Source organism: Aminobacter sp. UC22_36 (assembly GCF_044056035.1).
Lineage (GTDB): Bacteria > Pseudomonadota > Alphaproteobacteria > Rhizobiales > Rhizobiaceae > Aminobacter.
This window is the reverse complement of sequence record NZ_CP171996.1, coordinates 1,481,046-1,500,082: the sequence shown is the minus strand read 5'-3', so window position 1 is coordinate 1,500,082 and position 19,037 is coordinate 1,481,046. Positions and strand designations below refer to the sequence as shown.

General features: G+C 63.3%; 20 protein-coding genes. 9 read left to right on the top strand and 11 right to left on the bottom strand.

Annotated elements, in window-relative coordinates:
- The first annotated feature begins 17 nt into the window (after nucleotides 1-17).
- From ACHMW7_RS10530 to ACHMW7_RS10520, 3 genes are all read left to right on the top strand, one after another.
- A complete protein-coding gene (locus ACHMW7_RS10530) occupies nucleotides 18-776 on the top strand; it encodes an SDR family oxidoreductase (RefSeq protein ID WP_395450190.1) in 759 nt (252 codons plus the stop codon).
- 119 nt (nucleotides 777-895) lie between these two features.
- Entirely contained in the window at nucleotides 896-1,522 is a 627-nt protein-coding gene (locus ACHMW7_RS10525; RefSeq protein WP_395450189.1) for a flavodoxin family protein, read from the top strand.
- 12 nt (nucleotides 1,523-1,534) lie between these two features.
- Entirely contained in the window at nucleotides 1,535-2,425 is an 891-nt protein-coding gene (locus ACHMW7_RS10520) for a sigma-70 family RNA polymerase sigma factor (RefSeq protein ID WP_395450188.1), read from the top strand.
- Between the two features lie 63 nt (nucleotides 2,426-2,488).
- Here ACHMW7_RS10520 and ACHMW7_RS10515 read toward each other — a convergent pair whose 3' ends face one another.
- Both ACHMW7_RS10515 and ACHMW7_RS10510 read right to left on the bottom strand, forming a co-directional pair.
- Entirely contained in the window at nucleotides 2,489-3,703 is a 1,215-nt protein-coding gene (locus tag ACHMW7_RS10515; protein ID WP_395450187.1) for an MFS transporter, read from the bottom strand.
- A gap of 96 nt (nucleotides 3,704-3,799) precedes the next feature.
- Complete coding sequence (locus ACHMW7_RS10510; RefSeq protein WP_395450186.1) at nucleotides 3,800-4,612, bottom strand: AraC family transcriptional regulator; 813 nt, start codon at nucleotides 4,610-4,612, stop codon at nucleotides 3,800-3,802.
- Nucleotides 4,613-4,702: 90 nt separating this feature from the next.
- On the opposite strand from ACHMW7_RS10510, the gene ACHMW7_RS10505 reads away from it, so the two are divergent.
- On the top strand, nucleotides 4,703-5,113 hold the full coding sequence (locus ACHMW7_RS10505; protein ID WP_395450185.1) for a DUF2000 family protein: 411 nt from the start codon (nucleotides 4,703-4,705) through the stop codon (nucleotides 5,111-5,113).
- A gap of 57 nt (nucleotides 5,114-5,170) precedes the next feature.
- Here the strand turns inward: ACHMW7_RS10505 and ACHMW7_RS10500 are convergent, their stop codons facing one another.
- Complete coding sequence (locus tag ACHMW7_RS10500) at nucleotides 5,171-5,365, bottom strand: hypothetical protein (protein WP_395450184.1); 195 nt, start codon at nucleotides 5,363-5,365, stop codon at nucleotides 5,171-5,173.
- Nucleotides 5,366-5,604: 239 nt separating this feature from the next.
- Between ACHMW7_RS10500 and rpsU the strand changes: the two genes are divergently transcribed.
- The 5 genes from rpsU (at nucleotide 5,605) to ACHMW7_RS10475 (ending at nucleotide 8,770) form a co-directional block, all read left to right on the top strand.
- Nucleotides 5,605-5,871: a 30S ribosomal protein S21 gene (rpsU, locus tag ACHMW7_RS10495; RefSeq protein ID WP_067958156.1), complete on the top strand. Its 267-nt coding sequence runs from the start codon at nucleotides 5,605-5,607 to the stop codon at nucleotides 5,869-5,871.
- 149 nt (nucleotides 5,872-6,020) lie between these two features.
- The gene (locus ACHMW7_RS10490; protein WP_395450183.1) at nucleotides 6,021-6,857 is read left to right on the top strand and encodes a tetratricopeptide repeat protein; all 837 of its coding nucleotides are present in this window, start codon (nucleotides 6,021-6,023) and stop codon (nucleotides 6,855-6,857) included.
- Between the two features lie 22 nt (nucleotides 6,858-6,879).
- The gene (locus ACHMW7_RS10485) at nucleotides 6,880-7,473 is read left to right on the top strand and encodes an NAD(P)H-dependent oxidoreductase (RefSeq protein WP_395450182.1); all 594 of its coding nucleotides are present in this window, start codon (nucleotides 6,880-6,882) and stop codon (nucleotides 7,471-7,473) included.
- Between the two features lie 74 nt (nucleotides 7,474-7,547).
- Nucleotides 7,548-8,024, top strand: a complete 477-nt coding sequence (locus ACHMW7_RS10480) for a DUF992 domain-containing protein (RefSeq protein WP_395450181.1) — start codon at nucleotides 7,548-7,550, stop codon at nucleotides 8,022-8,024.
- A gap of 113 nt (nucleotides 8,025-8,137) precedes the next feature.
- Nucleotides 8,138-8,770 (top strand): LysE family translocator, encoded by a 633-nt coding sequence (locus tag ACHMW7_RS10475; protein ID WP_395450180.1) that lies wholly within the window; start codon nucleotides 8,138-8,140, stop codon nucleotides 8,768-8,770.
- Here the strand turns inward: ACHMW7_RS10475 and ACHMW7_RS10470 are convergent.
- The 8 genes from ACHMW7_RS10470 to ACHMW7_RS10435 all read right to left on the bottom strand — a co-directional run bounded on the left by ACHMW7_RS10470 (nucleotide 8,767) and on the right by ACHMW7_RS10435 (nucleotide 18,921).
- Complete coding sequence (locus ACHMW7_RS10470) at nucleotides 8,767-10,260, bottom strand: hypothetical protein (RefSeq protein ID WP_395450179.1); 1,494 nt, start codon at nucleotides 10,258-10,260, stop codon at nucleotides 8,767-8,769. The genes ACHMW7_RS10475 and ACHMW7_RS10470 overlap by 4 nt on opposite strands.
- A gap of 133 nt (nucleotides 10,261-10,393) precedes the next feature.
- Entirely contained in the window at nucleotides 10,394-11,791 is a 1,398-nt protein-coding gene (locus ACHMW7_RS10465) for an NAD(P)(+) transhydrogenase (Re/Si-specific) subunit beta (protein ID WP_395446644.1), read from the bottom strand.
- A 1-nt stretch (nucleotide 11,792) separates the two neighbouring features.
- Nucleotides 11,793-12,215 carry an NAD(P) transhydrogenase subunit alpha gene (locus ACHMW7_RS10460; RefSeq protein ID WP_395446645.1) on the bottom strand — a complete coding sequence of 141 codons (423 nt, stop codon included), beginning with the start codon at nucleotides 12,213-12,215 and terminating at the stop codon, nucleotides 11,793-11,795.
- Nucleotides 12,215-13,552 carry a Re/Si-specific NAD(P)(+) transhydrogenase subunit alpha gene (locus tag ACHMW7_RS10455; RefSeq protein ID WP_395450178.1) on the bottom strand — a complete coding sequence of 446 codons (1,338 nt, stop codon included), beginning with the start codon at nucleotides 13,550-13,552 and terminating at the stop codon, nucleotides 12,215-12,217. Before ACHMW7_RS10455 ends, ACHMW7_RS10460 begins: the two co-directional genes overlap by 1 nt.
- Before the next feature lie 288 nt (nucleotides 13,553-13,840).
- Complete coding sequence (locus tag ACHMW7_RS10450) at nucleotides 13,841-14,089, bottom strand: aa3-type cytochrome c oxidase subunit IV (protein ID WP_395450177.1); 249 nt, start codon at nucleotides 14,087-14,089, stop codon at nucleotides 13,841-13,843.
- A 232-nt stretch (nucleotides 14,090-14,321) separates the two neighbouring features.
- The gene (locus ACHMW7_RS10445; protein ID WP_395450176.1) at nucleotides 14,322-15,632 is read right to left on the bottom strand and encodes an ABC transporter substrate-binding protein; all 1,311 of its coding nucleotides are present in this window, start codon (nucleotides 15,630-15,632) and stop codon (nucleotides 14,322-14,324) included.
- Nucleotides 15,633-15,679: 47 nt separating this feature from the next.
- Nucleotides 15,680-16,462 carry an N-acyl amino acid synthase FeeM domain-containing protein gene (locus tag ACHMW7_RS10440; RefSeq protein ID WP_395450175.1) on the bottom strand — a complete coding sequence of 261 codons (783 nt, stop codon included), beginning with the start codon at nucleotides 16,460-16,462 and terminating at the stop codon, nucleotides 15,680-15,682.
- Nucleotides 16,463-16,611: 149 nt separating this feature from the next.
- Nucleotides 16,612-18,921, bottom strand: coding sequence for a putative bifunctional diguanylate cyclase/phosphodiesterase (locus ACHMW7_RS10435; protein ID WP_395450174.1), 2,310 nt, complete (start codon nucleotides 18,919-18,921; stop codon nucleotides 16,612-16,614).
- Nucleotides 18,922-19,037 lie beyond the last annotated feature (116 nt).

Sequence of the window (19,037 nt, the reverse complement as noted above, 5' to 3'; positions counted from 1 at the left end):
ATACAGGAGCATGAACGATGTTTGATTTGAACGGAAAGGTCGCGATCGTCACCGGAGCGAGCTCGGGCATTGGCAAGGCGACGGCCAGGCTGTTCGCCGCACAAGGCGCAAGCGTCGTGCTCGCCGCGCGCCGGCCAGCGGAACTGGACCTTGCCGCGAGCGAGATTGCCGCCGCGGGCGGCGAGGTACGGACGCTGGCCGGCGACGTCAAGGACGAAGCTTTCGCCCGTTCGCTGGTCGAACTGGCGGTCGACGCATTTGGCGGCCTCGACATCGCTTTCAACAATGTCGGCATGGTCGGCGAGATGGGGCCGATCACCGGGATTTCGCTGGAGAACTGGACCGATGCGCTGGAGACCAACCTGACCAGCGCCTTTCTCGGCGCCAAGTACCAGATCCCGGCGATGCTGAAGCGCGGGGCTGGTTCGCTGATCTTCACCTCGACCTTTGTCGGCCATACCGTCGGCATGCCGGGTATGGCCGCCTATGCCTCCGGCAAAGCCGGGCTGATCGGCCTGACGCAGGTGCTCGCCGCCGAGTACGGGCCACAGGGCATTCGCGTCAACGCGCTGCTGCCGGGCGGCACCAACACGCCGATGGCGACGTTCAAGACCGCCGACGAGCGCGCCTTCGTCGAGGGGCTGCACGCGCTCAAGCGTATTGCCCGGCCCGAGGAGATCGCGCGTTCGGCGCTCTATCTCGCCTCGGAAGCCTCGAGCTTCACCACCGGTACGGCCTTGCTTGCCGATGGCGGCGTCTCGATCAACCGGCTCTGAGCAACCGCTCCTAAGGCCGCGCCGGCAGGCGTGGCCTTAGGAGAGTCAACCGCGCATGTCACATTTTGCGATGCTGGCTTGTCATGACTTCTGTAACTGCATCAGCACAGGACATGACCATGGACAACATTGCGGCCGCCCGCGGCGCGACGCGCATCGCGATCGTCTTTCATAGCGGCTACGGCCACACGCGGCGTCAGGCAGAGGCCGTCGAAGCCGGCATCCATGACGTCGCCGGGGTCGAGGCATTTCTGCTGCCGGTCGAGATCGTCGACCGGCATTGGGACGACCTCAATAGCGCGCAAGCCATCATCTTTGGCGCCCCGACCTATATGGGCGCTGCTTCCGCGCCATTCAAAACTTTCTCCGAAGCGACCTCCAGGACGGTGATGGCCAAGGGCTATCTGTGGAAAGACAAGCTCGCGGCAGGCTTTACCAATTCGGGCGCGCGCTCCGGCGACAAGCTCGCCACATTGATCCAGTTCGCGCTGTTTGCGGCACAGCACGGCATGCACTGGATCAATCTCGACCTGCCTCCGTCAAACAGCTCTTCGTCAGGTTCGGAAGCCGACCTGAACAGGCTGGGTTTCTGGCTGGGCGCCGGTGCGCAGTCCAACACCGACGAAGGCCCTGAAACGGCACCGCCCGAATCCGATCTCGCCACCGCCCGCCACCTGGGAAAGCGGGTCGCCCATGCCGCACTGCAGTTTGCGCGTGGGCGTGACGTCGTTTCGGCATCAGCTTAGTCTGGAGCGCAGATGACCGAGATTCCGTTGACCACAGCCTTCTCCGATCAGCGTCCGGGCCTTGTCCGGCTCGCCTATCGGATGTTGGGATCAATCGCCGATGCGGAGGATGTCGTTCATGACGCCTGGCTGCGCTGGCTCGCCGCCGATCGCAGCATGGTGGACGAGCCGGTCGCCTATCTGCGCACGATCGTCACCCGCCTGTGCCTCAACGAACTGAAGTCGACGCGACGACTGCGCGAGACCTATATCGGCCCCTGGCTGCCGGACCCGATTTTTGACCCCGAAGACGAGGACGCGGCAGATGACATCACGCTTCCCTTGATGATCGCGCTGGAGCGCCTGTCGCCCTTGGAGCGTGCGGCGTTCCTGTTGCACGACGTGTTCGGGTTGAAATTCGAGGCGGTGGCCGAGGCGATCGGGCGCGAGGCCGCCACCTGCCGCAAGCTCGCCAGCCGGGCACGCACGCATATCCACGACGCCAGGCAGCGCTTCGCTGTGCCGAAAGAAGAAGGTCTGCGCTTCGCCGCCGCTTTCTTCAGTGCATCGAGAACCGGCGATCTCGCGGCGTTGCGCACGATGCTCGCCGAGGATGTCGTCACCTATGCCGATGGCGGCGGCCAGGTTCCGGCGCCGTCCCAGCCATGGGTCGGGATCGAAGCCGTCATGACGCGCCATGCCGGCCTGGCGCGTCTGTTTGCCGTGCGTCCCTCGCAGCTGATCCGCTATGCGATGATCGACGGCTTGCCGGGTTTCATCACCATCGAAGAGGAAACGACGGTCCAGACGACAGCCTTGAATGTCGAGCAAGGAAAGGTTGTCGCGATCTATGTGACGCGCAATCCCGACAAGCTGCGCAACGTGCTGGAGGTCGGTCGCCGGGGAACAGCCGCCGGAGCATGAGCGAAGGCCGGTCCCCGCTGCGCGGGCCGCCGGCTCGGGATCATGCTCCTGACGCGATCGGTGTCAGGCCGCGCCGAGACGCGCGGCCTTCATGTTGGGCAGGAAGACCGTCAAAAGGCCGAGCATCGGCAGGAACGAGCAGAGCTTGAAGACATATTCGATGCCGCGCGCATCGGCCACCACGCCGAGCACGGCGGCAGCAATGCCGCCAATGCCGAAGGCGAAGCCGAAAAAGATGCCGGCGATGAGGCCGACGCGGCCCGGCACCAATTCCTGCGCGAAGACGACGATGGCCGAGAAGGCCGAGGCCAGGATCAGGCCGATGAGCACGGTCAGCACCTTGGTCCAGAACAGGTCGGCATAAGGCAGCATGATGGTGAACGGCAGCACGCCGAGGATCGAGAACCAGATCACCGTCTTGGCGCCGAAGCGGTCGCCGATCGGGCCGCCGAGGAAGGTGCCGAGTGCTGCCGCGCCGAGGAACAGGAACAGCAGATACTGCGATTCCTGCACCGACACGCCGAAGCGCTCGATGACATAGAAGGTGTAGTAGCTCGACAGGCTGGCCGTATAGGCCTGCTTGGAGCAGACCAGGATGGCGAGCACGACCAGCGCCGAGATGACCTTGTTGCGCGGCAGCGGGTTGAACAGCGTTGGTGTCGCGCGCTTGGCGGCGCTGACGATGTGGCGACTGTACCAGACGCTGACGCGGATCAGAACGACGATGCCGACCATGGCGGCGATCGAGAACCAGGCGATGCCGCCCTGCCCCAATGGCACGACGATGAAGGCGGCAAGCAGCGGGCCGAGTGCTGAACCGAAATTGCCGCCGACCTGGAAAAGCGACTGGGCAAGACCGAAACGGCCGCCGGAAGCGAGGCGCGCGACGCGCGAGGATTCGGGATGGAAGATCGCCGAGCCGAGGCCGACAAAGGCCGAGCCTACGAGCAGCATTTCGTAGCTGTGGGCGAAGGCCAGCGTCAAAAGGCCAATCAGCGTCAGGCACATGCCGACCGGCAGCGAGAACGGCAGCGGCTTCTTGTCGGTGTACATGCCGATGACCGGCTGCAGCAGCGACGCGGTTACCTGGAAGGTCGTGGTCAGCAAGCCGATCTGCCAGAAGTCGAGCTTGTAGTCGTTCTTCAGCATCGGGTAGAGCGACGAGATCAGCGACTGCATGACGTCGTTGAGGAAATGGCTGAAGCTGACCGCGAGAAGAATTGCCAGCACCGTGCCATCGGCGGACGACGATCGGGCGGGTATGGCGGTATCGGTCACGGCAAAAACTCCGGGCGCATTTCAAGGGACAGGCTGACATAGACCCGGAGGCCGCGGCTTTCATGGTGCACGCTGCGGTACTGTACGGTCCAGTTGTCAGTCCCTGATGGCACCCGCCAAGGCCGCGAAGCGCCCCGGCGTGATGCCGTAGCGGGCGCGGAAATGACGCGTCATGTGGCTCTGGTCGGCGAAACCCGAGGCAGCCGCAGCCTCGGCCAGCCCCTCGCCCGCAGCCATGCGGGCGCGGGCGGCGGCAAGCCTGCGACCCAGAAGATAACGGTGCGGCGAGGTGCCAACAAGACGGCGGAAGGCCCGTGCCAGCTCGAAGCGGTCGAGTCCCGTAACGCGTTCGAGGTCGCCTGACACGATCGGCCGGTCGAACTCTTCGACCAGGAACGAGCGCGCTGCTGCCACCTTGTCCAGAGCAAGCGGTGCCGCGCGCTGCGGCTTCACATCGTCGCTGCGCCGGGCGAGATGCTCGGCGACGCCCGAGAGTAATGCGTCGACCTGCAGCGGCTCCATGGCATTGGGGAAATCGGCGAAGGCCTCGTCGATCAGCGCGGCCAGTTCGGCATCACGCTCGACGACGCCCGGCACGAAGGGCAGCAGGCGGTCGCGGCCGAGCGCACGGCAGATCAGCCACGGCTCGATGTAGAGCATGCGGTAGGTGAAGCCTTCGGGCGCGCCGGCATGGCCGTCATGGACCTCGTCGGGATGCAGCACCATGCATTCGTCCTGAATGCTGACCCTGTCGCTGCCGCGATAGCGGAAGGCCTGCGCCCCCGACAGCGTGTGGCCGACGGCGTAGGTTTCGTGCCGGTGCGGGTCGTAGGCATGGCCGCCGAAGCGCGCGACGAGGCGCTGCAGACCCTGGGCCGGTTCGTCGGTGGCGATGAAGTCTTCAGTCATCAAGCAGGTCCGCGGTGCCTAGGGCTGCAATGTCGGGGCCCTTGCACAAACGTTCAAGACCCTGTCGGAAGCGGGGGCTAGCCTCGCGGCATGATGTACCCGACAAAGACCGCCCTCATCCTCATCGACGATCTCGCCGCCTGGCTGAAGGTCAACATATCGGCCTTCCTGACCGGCGGGCTGATGCACGGCTATCCTGATATGGCCGGCGAGCCCTATCGCGACAATGACGACAACTTTTATCTCGCGATGATCCGCGAGCCGGTATTCGTCTATGGCGCCGATGCCCTGACAATCAGGCGCACCTATGAGCGAGCGCGCTCGCGTGGGATGGCGTTTTCGATCTACACGCGGCCGCTGTTTGCGACCAGCAACGACGCCGACAACCGCGCCTCGGTGGCGGCGACGCCAGCCGCCGAGCTCGACATTGTCGGGCTCGGTCTGCATGGCGAACGCAAGCTCATTGACAAGGTCGTCAACGGGCTGAGGTTCCTGGCCTAGCGCCATTCCAGGAAAACTGTGCCGCGGTTTTCCCTTGGGAATTGCGCCAAAAGACGCTTACTTGCCAGCCGACAGGCGCTTGGCGATCGGCTCACCATAGCCACGCAGGGCGTCGAAATAGGCCTGGTCTGGCGGCAGCGGGTTGAAGCTGTTGCCGCCATGCTGCGGCTTGTCCCAGAAGCCGATGAGATCGGCGGCATGGGCCTGCGGGATGGCTGCGGCGAGCGCCAGGGCGAAAACCAGTGAACGCATGAAAACCTTGCATATGGGATTCGAAAGTGGGAGAGGCTTGGTCAGCTTGGATTGCGGTGGAAGTGGGCACGGCCCGCGATCGCCTTTCGCACAGAGCGCAGGAAATGCGGCCTTTGTGGTGGACAAGCGGACCTGATTCTGCTATCAGCCGCCCACAATTCGCGGTGCAACCCATCGCGGAGGCATCGTGGCTATTGCCGCTAGCCTTAGGATTTCGAACCCGAAAGACAGGATCACACGTGCAGGTACTCGTCCGCGATAACAATGTTGACCAGGCGCTTCGCGCGCTGAAGAAGAAAATGCAGCGCGAAGGCATCTTCCGTGAAATGAAGATGCGCGGTCACTACGAGAAGCCTTCGGAAAAGCGTGCTCGCGAAAAGGCTGAAGCCGTTCGCCGCGCCCGCAAGCTGGCCCGCAAGCGCGCTCAGCGCGAAGGCCTGCTGCCCAGCACGCCGCGCCCGGCAGCTGCTGCTGGTGCAGGTGCTGGCGCACGTCCGGCACGTTGATCTGCCAATCTTTGGTCCTTTTCGAAGGATAACGACAAGGTGGGGCGACCAAAAATCGCCGCCACCTTTTTGTTTTGTCCGGATTGCTCCGGACGCGGCGCTCAATTCATAGAGGCGCAAGCGAGGGACACGCAGCGATGAATGCAGTCATGAGCAACCGCAACTCCCTGCTGCGCGGCGGCGCCATGACAGCTCTCGTGCTGGTCGCCATGGCCGTTGCCGGCTGCCAGTCTGGCGGCCCGGCGGGCGAGCTGACGCGCATCGACACCATGCAAGGCTCGAGCGAGAACATCTCGTCGCTAAGCGCCGTCATCGCGAGCAATCCCAACGATCCCGAAGCCTACAATGTCCGCGGCTCGGCCTATGGCCGCGGTGGCAAATATCGCGAGGCCCTGCAGGACTTCGACCGGGCGCTGCAGCTCAACCCGAATTTCCACCAGGCTTATTCGAACCGGGCGCTGATCCACCGCTTCATGGGCGATCAGGCGGCAGCCCTGGCCGACTACAACAAGGCCATCCAGCTCAATGCGTCCTACGACGCCGCCTATATCGGCCGCGGCAATCTCTACCGCAAGGCGGGCCGTACCCAGGACGCCTTCGCCGACTTCCAGAAGGCGATCGAGCTCGACACCACCGACCCGCGCGCCTACCACAATCGCGGCCTGATCTATCAGAGCCAGGGCCAGCACGCCTTTGCCATCGAGGATTTCTCCAAGGCGATTTCGCTCTCTCCCGATGCCGCCGAGCCCTATAACGGCCGTGGCCTGTCCTACCTCGCCACCAATGACGAGGAAAACGCCTTCGCCGACTTCAACATGGCAATCAAGCTCGACGGCAAGATCGCCGAGAGCTGGGCCAACCAGGCGCTGATCTATGAGCGCCGTGGCGACAAGGCCAAGGCCGCCAAGGCTTATTCCGAGGCGGTCCGGCTCGACCCCAACTACAAGCCGGCGGTCGACGGCCTCGCCCGCACGCGCGGCGCCTGATCTTTCCCGGCGAGGCATTGCCGTGAACTGCCTCGTCGTCCTGTCGCATCCGCTGCCCGAAAGCCTGAACCGGCATTTCGCCGACACGGCAGTCGCCGCACTCACCGGCGCCGGCCACACCGTCACGCTGCTTGACCTCCATGCCAGCGGCTTCGACCCGCGCCTCACCCCCGCCGAGCGCGGCTCCTATTATGGCGAGCGCTTCGACGACAGCGCCCTTGAAGCGCACGCCCAGGCGTTGCGCGACGCCGAAATGCTGGTGCTGGTATTTCCGACCTGGTGGTTCGGCCTGCCGGCAATGCTGAAGGGCTGGGTCGACCGGGTCTTCGCCCCCGGCATCGCCTTCGACCACGGCAGCGACTTCGGCCCGATCAGGCCCCTGCTTGGCAAGCTCCGCCATGCCGTGGCAATCACCACGCTCGGCAGCCCGTGGTGGGTCGACCGGCTGGTCATGCGCCGGCCTGTGCGCCGTATCCTGAAGTGGGGTTTGTTCAAGGCCTGCGCGCCGAAGGCCAGCTTTGCCATGCTGTCCTTTTACGCCGCAGAAAAGCCTCAGCCCGAGCGCGTCATGCGTTTTGCCGACGCGATTCGCCGGCAATTGCGTGAGATCGCCTAGCCGCACCCGCTCCCAACGGGAACCTTTCAGCGGCTATGCGGTTGATATCGCTTCATGCCTGAAAGGATTCTCCTATGAAAAAGCTTGCCATCCTCGCCCTTGCCCTCGTGCCGTTTGCGGCACCTGCCCACGCGCAGTTCGGCGCCAAGCTCGGCATGCTCAGCTGCATCGTCAACGGCGGCACCGGCTTCGTCATCGGCTCGAGCAAGGACATGCAGTGCACCTTCACGCCGGCCTTCGGCAACCGCGCCCAGGAGATCTACTCCGGCCGCATCAACAAATATGGCGTCGACATCGGCACCACGACCGGCGGCGCGCTGGAATGGCTGGTGCTGGCGCCGAGCCGCGACGTCTATGATCCGGGCGGGCTCGCCGGCAACTATCTCGGCGCAACGGCTGAAGCGACGGTCGCCGTCGGCCTTGGCGCCAACGTGCTGGTTGGCGGATCAAGCCGCTCGATCGCCCTGCAACCTGTCAGTTTGACCAACCAGACCGGCCTCAACGCCGCTGTAGCGATCGGCGCGCTGCAGTTGACGGCGCCACTCAAGTAAACATGCTGGCGGTCGGGGCTGCCGCAATGGCTTGCTCCGACCTGCCCCTGTCACAGCCTCCACGGAGGCGATAGAAGTTCCCCTCGATATCATCGCACGGCGAGGGGAACAGCATGCCCGAGACAGCAAATCTCATTGCCTTCGCGGCGATCGCGCTCGGCATGGTGCTGACGCCCGGTCCCAACATGATTTACCTGGTGTCGCGTTCGCTCAGCCAGGGTCCCAAGGCCGGCCTGATCTCGCTCGGCGGGGTGGCTCTCGGCTTCGTCGTCTACATGCTTTGCGCGGCCTTCGGCATCACGGCACTCGTGCTCGCCGTGCCCTACGCCTATGACGCCATACGTTTCGCCGGTGCCGCGTATCTGCTGTGGCTCGCCTGGCAGGCCCTGCGCCCGGGTGGACGCTCACCCTTCCAGGTGCGGCAGCTGCCAACGGACACGCCGCGCAAGCTGTTCGCCATGGGCTTTCTCACCAATCTTTTGAACCCCAAGGTGGCGGTCCTCTACCTCTCACTGCTGCCGCAATTCATCGACCCGACCGACGGCAGCGTGCTTATGCAGCTGCTCGTGCTCGGCTCGATCCAGATTTCGATCAGCATCACCGTCAATGCCATCATCGCCATCTCCGCTGGCTCGATCTCGGCCTTCCTCGCCAGCAACCCCGGCTGGGTGACGATGCAGCGTTGGCTGATGGGCACCGTGCTGGCCGGGCTGGCCGTGAAGATGGCAACCGAGGCGCAGCGCTAGGCAGTTGGTCCGGCAGGCCTGCGCCGGCGCACGGCAAGCCTTGGCGCTGGCGGCAGCGGGTCGGCCTTGCGACCGAGGTCGACGGCGTCGCGCAGGACATCGAGATGGCTGCGCGGGCCGCGCTCGCCCGATGGCAAAACCTCCCAGCCTTGGGCGGCACTCGACCAATAGTTGGTATGGGTGAAGATGCGGCCAAGCGCCCAGTTCAGGCTGACCTGGATGTTGAGCACGCCGGGACCGAAATTTTCGCTCAACGGTCCGGAGATCGGGTCGCCGGTCAGCCAACCATTGCCCTTGTCGTGGATGTTGGTCCAGCGCGTCGCCGCGAAGACCGCGGCATGGTGCGGATATCTAGGCGACCTCAGCGGATAGAGGATACCTGACTTCCCGGTTTCGGCCACCGGCGGGCAGGTCGACAGCAGGCGCTCGTCGACCGCCTTGGCGAAGTCGGCGGCATTGTGCGTGACCAGGAACTCGGCATGGGTGAGCGGGCTGCCAAAGGTGACGAAGTCGCTGACCTTCCAGCTGTCGAGCTTATCAGACGGTGCGCTGCGCAGCTGCCGGTAAAGCTGCCACTGCAGCCCACGAAATTCAGCCAGCTGGGCCGCGTCCATCGTGACCGTTGCCCGCTCCACCCTGTCGATCGGCAGCGCCTTCTTGCCGACGGCGCGGAATGCCTTGAGCAATTCCGGCTCGGTGCGGTTGTTGCGGCCGCTTGGCGCGCGTTCGGCCCACAGCAGTTGCAGGATGTCATAGGCAACGATGGTGCCGAGGCTGTGGGCGACCACCACGATACGGTCATAGGCGGGGTCGTCATTCAGCCCGCGCAACAGTGCAAGCCCCCGCTCCCTGACTTCGGTGCGTTTGGCGATGGTGTCGGGCTCGGCCCTGACATAGATGGCGACGTCGCCGAAATAGGGCAGCAGAAACTGGCTTACCAGCCAGCCGACGACGACGGCGGCAAGGCTCCAGACCCAGCCCGGCGCGAGCCATGTGCCGAGCCCGAACCACTCGATCAGGTTGGGCACGACCAGCAGTGCAGCAATCACCACTGTCACCACCCAGGCGGCGATGTAGAGCCGTCGCGCATCGCTGGGAACGTCCGACCATTTCCGAAACAGCAGGCCCTTCACCCAAGCCACAAGGCGCTGGACGGTGGTGCCCTGGGTGATGTCGGACCAGTAGAGCTCGTAGAATTCGGTTCGTCGGCTGTTGACGTCGTCGGGCGTTGTGATGCGGCGCAGCTCATATGAGCGCGCGCGCCGGTCGGGGTGAACCCAGCTCTTGTTGATCACGCCCTCGCCGTCAGGGTTCGGCTTGCGCGCCCAAAACCTGCCCTCGGTCCGGCTGAGATCGGAACTCCAGACAGCGGCGACGAAGCCACGGATGGTGTCCATCGGACGCTGCTCGCCCATGCCATGGACGATGACGACGGCCTGGCGCGGATTATCTTTCGCCGATGGCCGACTTGGCGCAGGGCTGACGTTCATTCGCAAATCCCCCTGACAAGAGCGAAGACTATTCAGCAAGCGACGGCAAGGTATGCCAGTTCACGGCAACAAAAAAGCCCGGTTTGCACCGGGCTTTTGTTTGTCGTGGTGGTGGTTGGCTGAGCTCCTTGGCTCAGTGATCCATGGCCTTGACGATCTCTTCGGTCATCTTCTTGGCATCGCCGAGCAGCATCATGGTGCCGTCCTTGTAAAACAGCGTGTTGTCGATGCCGGCATAACCCGATCCGAGCGAGCGCTTGACGAACAGGCAGGTGCGCGCCTTGTCGACGTCGAGGATCGGCATGCCGTAGATCGGGCTGTTCTTGTCGTCGCGCGCCGACGGGTTGGTGACGTCGTTGGCGCCGATGACGTAAGCGACGTCGGCCTGGGCGAACTCGGAGTTGATGTCTTCGAGCTCGAACACCTCGTCATAAGGCACGTTGGCCTCGGCGAGCAGCACGTTCATGTGGCCGGGCATGCGGCCGGCGACCGGATGGATGGCGTATTTGACCTCGACGCCATTGGCCTTGAGCTTGTCGACCATCTCGCGCAGCGCATGCTGGGCCTGCGCCACCGCCATGCCGTAGCCCGGCACGATGATGACCTTCTGGGCGTTCATCATCAGATAGGCGGCGTCGTCGGCGGCGCCTGTCTTGACCGTGCGCTGGATGCCGTCGTCGACCGCGGCAGTCGTCTCGCCGCCGAAGCCGCCGAGGATGACCGAGATGAACGAACGGTTCATGCCCTTGCACATGATGTAAGACAAGATCGCACCCGAGGAGCCGACCAAAGCGCCGGTGATGATCAGCGCCAGGTTGCCGAGCGTGAAGCCGAGAGCCGCTGCCGCCCAACCCGAATAGGAGTTGAGCATCGACACCACCACCGGCATGTCGGCGCCGCCGATCGGCACGATCAGCAGCACGCCGAGCACCAAGGACACCGCCACGATCAGCCAGAACACCGTCGTCGACTGGGTCGTCACCAGCATGACGATGAGCACGACAAGGGCGATGCCAAGGGCCGCGTTGATGACGTGGCGGCCGGGCAGCATGATCGGCTTGCCCGACATGCGGCCGTCGAGCTTGAGGAAGGCGATGACCGAGCCGGTGAAGGTGATGGCGCCGATGGCAACACCCAGGCTCATCTCGACAAGCGCCTGGCCGTGGATGGCACCGACGGTGCCGATGCCAAAACTTTCCGGCGCATAGACGGCGGCTGCTGCGACCATCACCGCGGCCATGCCGACGAGACTGTGGAAGGCAGCGACCAGCTGCGGCATCGAGGTCATGGCGATGCGCCGTGCGGTGACCGCACCGACACCACCGCCAATGGCCAGGCCAAGCACGATCAGGCCGAGGCCCGTCACCGACGGCTTGGCCAGCGCCAGCGTGGTGACAATGGCAATGCCCATGCCGATCATGCCGTAGGTATTGCCCTTGCGGGACGTGGTCGGATGCGACAGGCCGCGCAGCGCCAGGATGAACAGGATGCCGGAGACCAGGTAGAGGAAGGAAGCGAGGTTAATGGTCACGTCACTTGTCCTTCTTCTTGTACATCGCCAGCATGCGCTGGGTGACGAGGAAGCCGCCGAAGATGTTGACCGAGGCGAGCACCAGGGCAACGAAGCCGAAGCCGGTGGCAAGCCCGGAAGCGGCGATGCCGACGGCCAGCAGCGCACCGACAACGATCACCGAAGAGATCGCGTTGGTCACCGCCATCAACGGCGTGTGCAGGGCCGGAGTCACCGACCACACGACGTAATAACCGACGAAGATCGCCAGAACGAAGATGGCGAAGCGGAACACGAACGGGTCGATCGCTCCACCCGTAACCGCATGCGCGGCATTGCCGGCGGCTTCCGCAGCACCCTGGCTGGTGGCGAGATCCTGGACGCCGAGCCGGACGGCGGCGACCGCCTGGTCGAGCTGGTCGAGGGCTTTTTGAAGACCTTCCATCACGCGTCTCCCTGAGATGACTTCTTCGGCTGGGCGGCCGGCTTCTTGGCAGCGGCTGGTTTTTCCGATTTGGCAGCCGCCGGTTTGTCAGCCTTGGCGGCCTTCTTCGGCGCGGCCTTGGCGGCACCGTCGCTTGCCGGGTCGTCGCCGCGGTTGTGGCCCGCAACGATCGGCTTGGGCTTTTCCACGGCAGCCGCTGCAGCCGCATTGGCGAAGTTGGGGTGCACCACGCGGCCAGCGTCGGTCAGCATCGTTGCCTTGACCAGCTCGTCGTCGCGGTTGATGGCGATCTGCTTGGAGGCCTTGTCGACCATGGTCTCGAGGAAGGCGAACAGGTTCCTGGCATAAAGCAGCGAGGCCGACGCCGCGACCCGGCCCGGCACGTTGAGATGGCCGACGATCTTGACCCCGTTGGCGGTGGTCACCACCTTGCCGGCTTGCGCGCCCTCGACATTGCCGCCGCGCTCGACGGCGAGATCGACAAGCACCGAACCCGGCTTCATCGAAGCGACCATCTGGGCCGACACCAGCTTCGGCGCCGGACGGCCCGGGATCAAAGCGGTGGTGATGACGATGTCTTGCTTGGCGATGTGCTCGGCGGTCAATGCCGCCTGCTTGGCCTGGTATTCCCTGGACATCTCCTTGGCGTAGCCGCCGGCGGTTTCGGCGGCCTTGAACTCCTCGTCCTCGACGGCGAGGAATTTGGCGCCAAGCGAGGCGACCTGTTCCTTGACCGCCGGACGCACGTCGGTGGCGGTGACGATCGCACCCATGCGGCGTGCCGTGGCGATCGCCTGCAGGCCGGCAACGCCGACACCCATGATGAACACCTTGGCTGCCGGCACCGTGCCGGCCGCGGTCATCATCATCGGCAAGGCGCGGTCATATTCGGCGGCACCGTCGATGACCGCCTGGTAGCCGGCCAAATTGGCCTGCGACGACAACACGTCCATCACCTGGGCCCGGGTGATGCGCGGCATGAACTCCATGGCAAACGCCGTCACACCCGCCTTGGCCATCGCTGCGACCGCAGCGTCGTTGCCATAAGGGTCCATGGTGGCGAGCACCGCAGCACCTGGCTTGTAGCCCTTGACCTCGGCCTCCGAGGGACGGCGCACTTTCAGCACGACATCGGCCTTGGCCGCATCCGACGCCTTGCCGATCCGGCCACCGACCGCCGCAAAATCGGCGTCGGGAATGCGCGACAAGGTCCCTGCCCCGGTCTCGACAACCACCTCGAAACCAAGCCCGACAAGGCGTTTCACCGTGTCCGGCGAAGCCCCAACACGGGTCTCAATCGCATCAAGCTCTCTGGGTATGAATATCGTCTGGCCCACCGTCACGTCCTTTCGGTTGGAACCTTACCAAACGTAAAGTGCCGGACGCACACAGACGCGTCGGCGCCTTACCAACGAAATCTAAAATGGGTAGTGACGAAGAAACCGCCGACGCACCCGCACCAAAATCTTATCAGGACCACGCCTTGCCGGGCGCTTCGCCGGCAAGGTTATTGCTTGCAGCCGCTTTTGGTCACGCTCTTCGAACGAAGATTGCCCGTTCAGCTTCGGCCGGAAATTGGCCGCAACACGAACCGGCGCGGAAACCCGCGGCCGCGCAGAAATTTGTCAGCGAATATGAGTCGGCACGTCGCGCAGCAGATAGCCGCCAACGCCGCAGAGGACCAGGAACAGCACGACGCTGGAGAAGAACCCGGCGGGGGTGAAGAACCCGAAGGCCATGGCGATCATCAGCGCTACGCAGCCAAGCGTGCCGTATTTGGACAGCATAATGAACATCGAATAGGTTTTCTCGTGCTCGGCGTAGTCCATCTGCGCGCCAAGTTCGATCGGGCCGGTCGGCGTTTTGTCAGCCATGAGAGTCCCCTCCGGAAAACGAGTTCAAGGGCACATACCTAAATGCGCGCCGCAGGGCAATGGAAAGATTGCCCCTGTGGCTGCGACAAGATTATCAATCCCCAACGGGGAAGTGAATGCTCATTTGATCAAATGGCAACTGTTTGTGCCAATTGCGATGGCTGATATCGCGGGCAATGGTTGACAAGGCAACACAGAGGTCAGGACTGGACGACGCCCAACGACGAAGGCGCTAGTTCTTGCATGTTTCGTTGAGCGGCCAAGGCGCGTGCGCCTCGGCGAATTTGCCGGCCTCCAGCTCGACCAGCGGCGTGATCATCTCGGCATCGGCGCTCAATAGCCCGGATGCCTTGACGAACTTGGCGCCGTCCCATTCCAGCATCCAGGCGCCGCCATGGCCGGCATGGCTGGCGCAGGAGGTCGAGAACGGGGCGATCATGCCGGTCATGCCAAGCGATGCCAGCCTGGCGTCGTCGAGCTTGAGGTTCTCCAGCCCCCAGCGCATCTGCTCGCCATTGATCAGCCTGGTGTCGAAATGCGCCTGCGCTGCCTTGATCGCCTCCGCCGTGAACATCGAGATCAGTACGCCGCGCTGGTAAAACAGCTGGTCGAGCACTTCCGCCGGCGTCTGCGACTTGCCGGCGTCGACCACATATTTGCGGATGTCCTGCATCGCCTCGGCATTCGGTTCGGGCAAGTTCCATGACAGGGCGCGATAGCCCTTGGCGGCTTCGCCGGCCAGCTTGAGATCGTCGTCGAGGGCCGACCACCAGATGCCGACGAGCCGGTCCATCGCAAAGCCTGATTTCACCGCCTCGGCGAGAGCACCGGCGTTCATCGCCCCCCAGCCCCACAGCAGCACGAAGTCCGGGCGCTCGTTTCTGATCTTCGCCCACTGCGCCGACTGGTTCTGCATCTCCTTTGCCGCGACCGGCACGGGCACAAGCGTGAAGTCGAAGCTGTCGGCATAGGCCTGGAGCAGCGGGATCGGCTCCTCGCCATAAGCCCCGTCGAGATGCAGGAGCACGATCTTCTTGCCCCTCAGGCTGTCGAGGTCACCGCCTGATATGCTCTTGAGCATCATCGAGGCGCCGTCCCAATAGGTGACGGGCGGGTTGAAGGCCCATGGGAAGCGCTTGCCGTCGGCCATCGCCGAAAAGCCGTAGCCCGACGCCAGGATCGGGACCTTGTCGACACCGGCCTTCGGTAGCAGTTCAAGGGTGATGGCGGGCGACCAGGGCTGGGTGACGAGGCTCGATGCCCTGGCCCTGTCGTAGCATTCGACAGCCTTGTCGACGCTGAAGCCGGTCTCGCACTCGTCGTAGTTCAGCCTGATGCCGTTGATGCCGCCGTCGCGCTCGTTGAGCATCAGCATGTAGTCGCGCTGGCCATCCATCAGCGGCGTGCCGGCAGCAGCGAACGGGCCGGTGCGGAACGTCATGTTGGCGATGGCGATGGTGTCTTCGGCGCGCGCGGGCGCGGGCAAGATCAGCCCGAGCAGCAATGCTGCCCGCAAAAGGTACTTGGTCACAGGCGTCGTCATTGTTTCCGCAGGGTCCGGATTACAGCGCCGCCGACCTTACGCGAAGCTCAGGCGGCTTCGCGATAGTATTTTGCCGTTGGCAGGATCGTCAGCGGTGCGAGCTCGCCCTTCGGCGGCTTGCCGAACATCAGCCGCTGCTCCATCGGCGTCGACTTGAAGAACGGGAAGCGCGCATATGTCTCGTTTTTGATCGCAAGCACATCTGCCTGGTAGAGCAATGCAAAACAGTTGATGACGCCGCCATAAGGCCGGGCGTCTCCAATCGCTCGGGCACGATAGATGCGCTTGTAGAACGCCGCATGATCCTCGCGGATCATCGATATGCAGAAAGGCGCGTTGAAGTGAAAACACGCCATGCCAGCCAGGCGCAGGGTGATGTAGGGGATCGGCGGGTAGACGCGCGACCATTCGACATCGACAGCAAATCGGCTGGGATCGATGAAGACTTCGCCAGCGGCCAAACGCGGCGTCAGCAAATCCTGATAGACGCTGAGTGCGGGCGACATCGGCATCTCGGCCGAGACATTATGCAGACGAAGCGTACTGACCAGCCTGTCGTCGACATAGATGCCGAAGGTATGACAGTTGGGAAGCTCGTCGAAGTGATCATGCACCATCCGGGATGCACTTTCAGGCACCAGCGAATTCATCCGGTATGAGTTGTAGCGAAGCCTGTAGATGTTTTCGAAGTCTTCGCCCGACTCACATCGCCGGTACTCAGTTCGTTCCAACAGCGCATAGACGTGGCGGGCGAAGCTCGACATTTCCTCTGTCGGCGCACTTCCCTGGTCACTCGACTGTTCACGATACGCATTTACGCGAAGGTCCATCATATTCCCCGTAGCCCGCCTGATCGGAGACACTACGGCAGCATGGACAACTTCAAAACCTAAAAATGCGAAACTTAGCGTTTACCTATTGTTAAGGTTAATGACTTGAAGTGGCGCCGAAACATCCAAACAGCATTTGCTGATACCTGCTAGCGGCGAACGGCCAACCTGGCAGAGCGGATATCTTCGACAAACGGCCACACGGTATTCGACATGGTTTCGATGCCCGAAGACGACAGCGCCGAACCAAACAGGAAGCCCTGGACCAGATCGGGATGAACCTCGACGGCCAGGATCTTGAGCTGTTCGAAGGTCTCGACGCCCTCCACCGTCACTGTCAGCCCAAGCGGGCGCGACAGGTCGACGATACCCTTGAGCAGTTGCAGCGAGCGCGGGTTCTGCGCCACGTCGGCGAGGAAGCTGCGGTCGATCTTGACCTTGTCGAGCGGCAGCTTGTGCAGATAGCTCAAGCTCGAATAACCGGTGCCGAAATCGTCGAGCGCGATGTGCACGCCGATCGACTTGAGTTCCTCGATGTAGCTGCGCGTCAGCGACTTGTCGTCAAGCAGCGCTGTTTCGGTGACCTCGATCTCGAGGCGATGCGGCGCAAGGCCCGATGCCGCAAGTGCATCCCTGACCTTGTCGATGACATCACGATTGCGGAAGTCCTTGGCCGAAAGATTGACCGACACGCAGATCTGCGCCGGCCATTTGGCGCATTCGGCACAAGCGGCCTGCAGCACGAAGGTGCTGATGTCGGAAATGATGCCCATCTCTTCGGCGAGCGGGATGAAGGTCGCAGGCGAGACCGGGCCAAGTTCGGGATGGTCCCAGCGGCACAGCGCCTCGCAGCTGGCAATGCGCATCGTGCTCATCGAAACGATCGGCTGGTAGACGACGCGCAAGGCACGCGCCTCCACCGCATTGCGCAGATCGGCCTTCATCAGCTGGCGATTGCGGAAGGCAGCATCCATCACCGCCTCGAACAGATGCCAGCTGTTCTTGCCCGACTCCTTGGCCTTGTAGAGCGCCAGGTCGGCCTTGACGATCATCGTGTCGACATCGGATTCACGGGCTCGCCCCAGCACCGCGCCGCCGCTTGCCTGGATACGCAGCACATGGCCGGCGACGTCGACATCGCCTTGCATGTCGGCGAAGATGCGCTCAAGCATCACCCTGAGGTGGCTCTCGTCGTCGACATTGTCGAAATAGATCATGAACTCATCGCCGCCAAAGCGACTGATCTTGACCGTGTCACTGGCAAACACCGCCAGACGTTCGGCGACCGCATAGATGAGCCCGTCGCCGACCGGGTGGCCGAGCGTGTCATTGACGCTCTTGAAGTCGTCGAGATCGAGCACGGCAAGTGCGCAAAGCCGGTCGCGTTCACCCGAATGGATGCACTCGGCAACCGTTTCATGGAAATAGGCGCGATTGGGCAGCCCGGTCAGGCTGTCATAGCGTGCCATGAAGCGGATCTTTTCCTCGGCCGCGACACGGGCCGTGACGTCCTCGAAGGTGATGACGCCAAGCTCCTGGCTGCCTTCACGTGCCGAAAACTCCAGGCACTGACCGTTGGCAAGCGAAACCAGGACCTTGCGGTCCCTGCCCTCGCGCAGCGCGCGGGTCAGTTGTGCCTCGATGTAGCGGCAGTCCTTGAGCGCCAGCTGGCCGCCGGCGACACCACGCATCAACAGGCCGTGGATCGAGCGGCCGAGCAGTGCTTCGGGTGACTTGACCGACATCAGATGCGCGGCTTCCGCATTGGCGACCGCTACGCGCCCGTCAGGCCCGAGCATGACCAGACCATGCGACATGGTGTTGAGCGCGCGATTGAAGCGCTGGGCGAGACGGTTGGCCTTCTTTTCTTCCGACACCGCAGTGAACAGAACATCGCGCACTGTGTCGGCGAATTTGCGGATCGCAAACAGGAATGGCGCCGACAACAGGCCGAGAAAGACATGATAGAAATCGCCGCGCAGCAGGAAGCCGAGGGAAATCGGCCATGTTGTGGTGATGATGAAGATCATCACCATGCGCGGCGACCCATAGTTGCGCCCGGCAATCGACGTTGCCGATGCCAATGTGACGCAAACCGCCGCGATCTCGGCGAACGGATCATGTGCGAAGTAGATGCCGGCGAGGCAGAACGCACCCAAGGCGGCGCCATGCAACGTGCCATAGAGGATGTAGTCGTTCTCGCGCTGGTGCGCTTCCTCCCACGTCGAGGCCGACGGCATGTTATTGTATTTGCTGAAATTTCGCATGCGCAGCGTGCCAACCAGCAGCATGCAGATCGCAACGACCAGATAGAGCGGATGGGCGGTCTTCCACCAGACAACGCCGATCAGAAACGTCTGCGCGATGATGCCGACAGCCAACGTCGAGCCATCGCGGAAAAGCGTTTCCACGAAGGGAATATAGACGTCGACCGGTATCTCGTTGTTTCTTCTGCGCATCCGAGGCCTGCCTAGGAGGCCAAGGACTGCCACATCCACCTTAAGAAAGGCTTAGAAAGCGCGCTCTTATGTTGACAGCAGGCGACACAATCGCCCGCCACAACTTCTAATTTAGG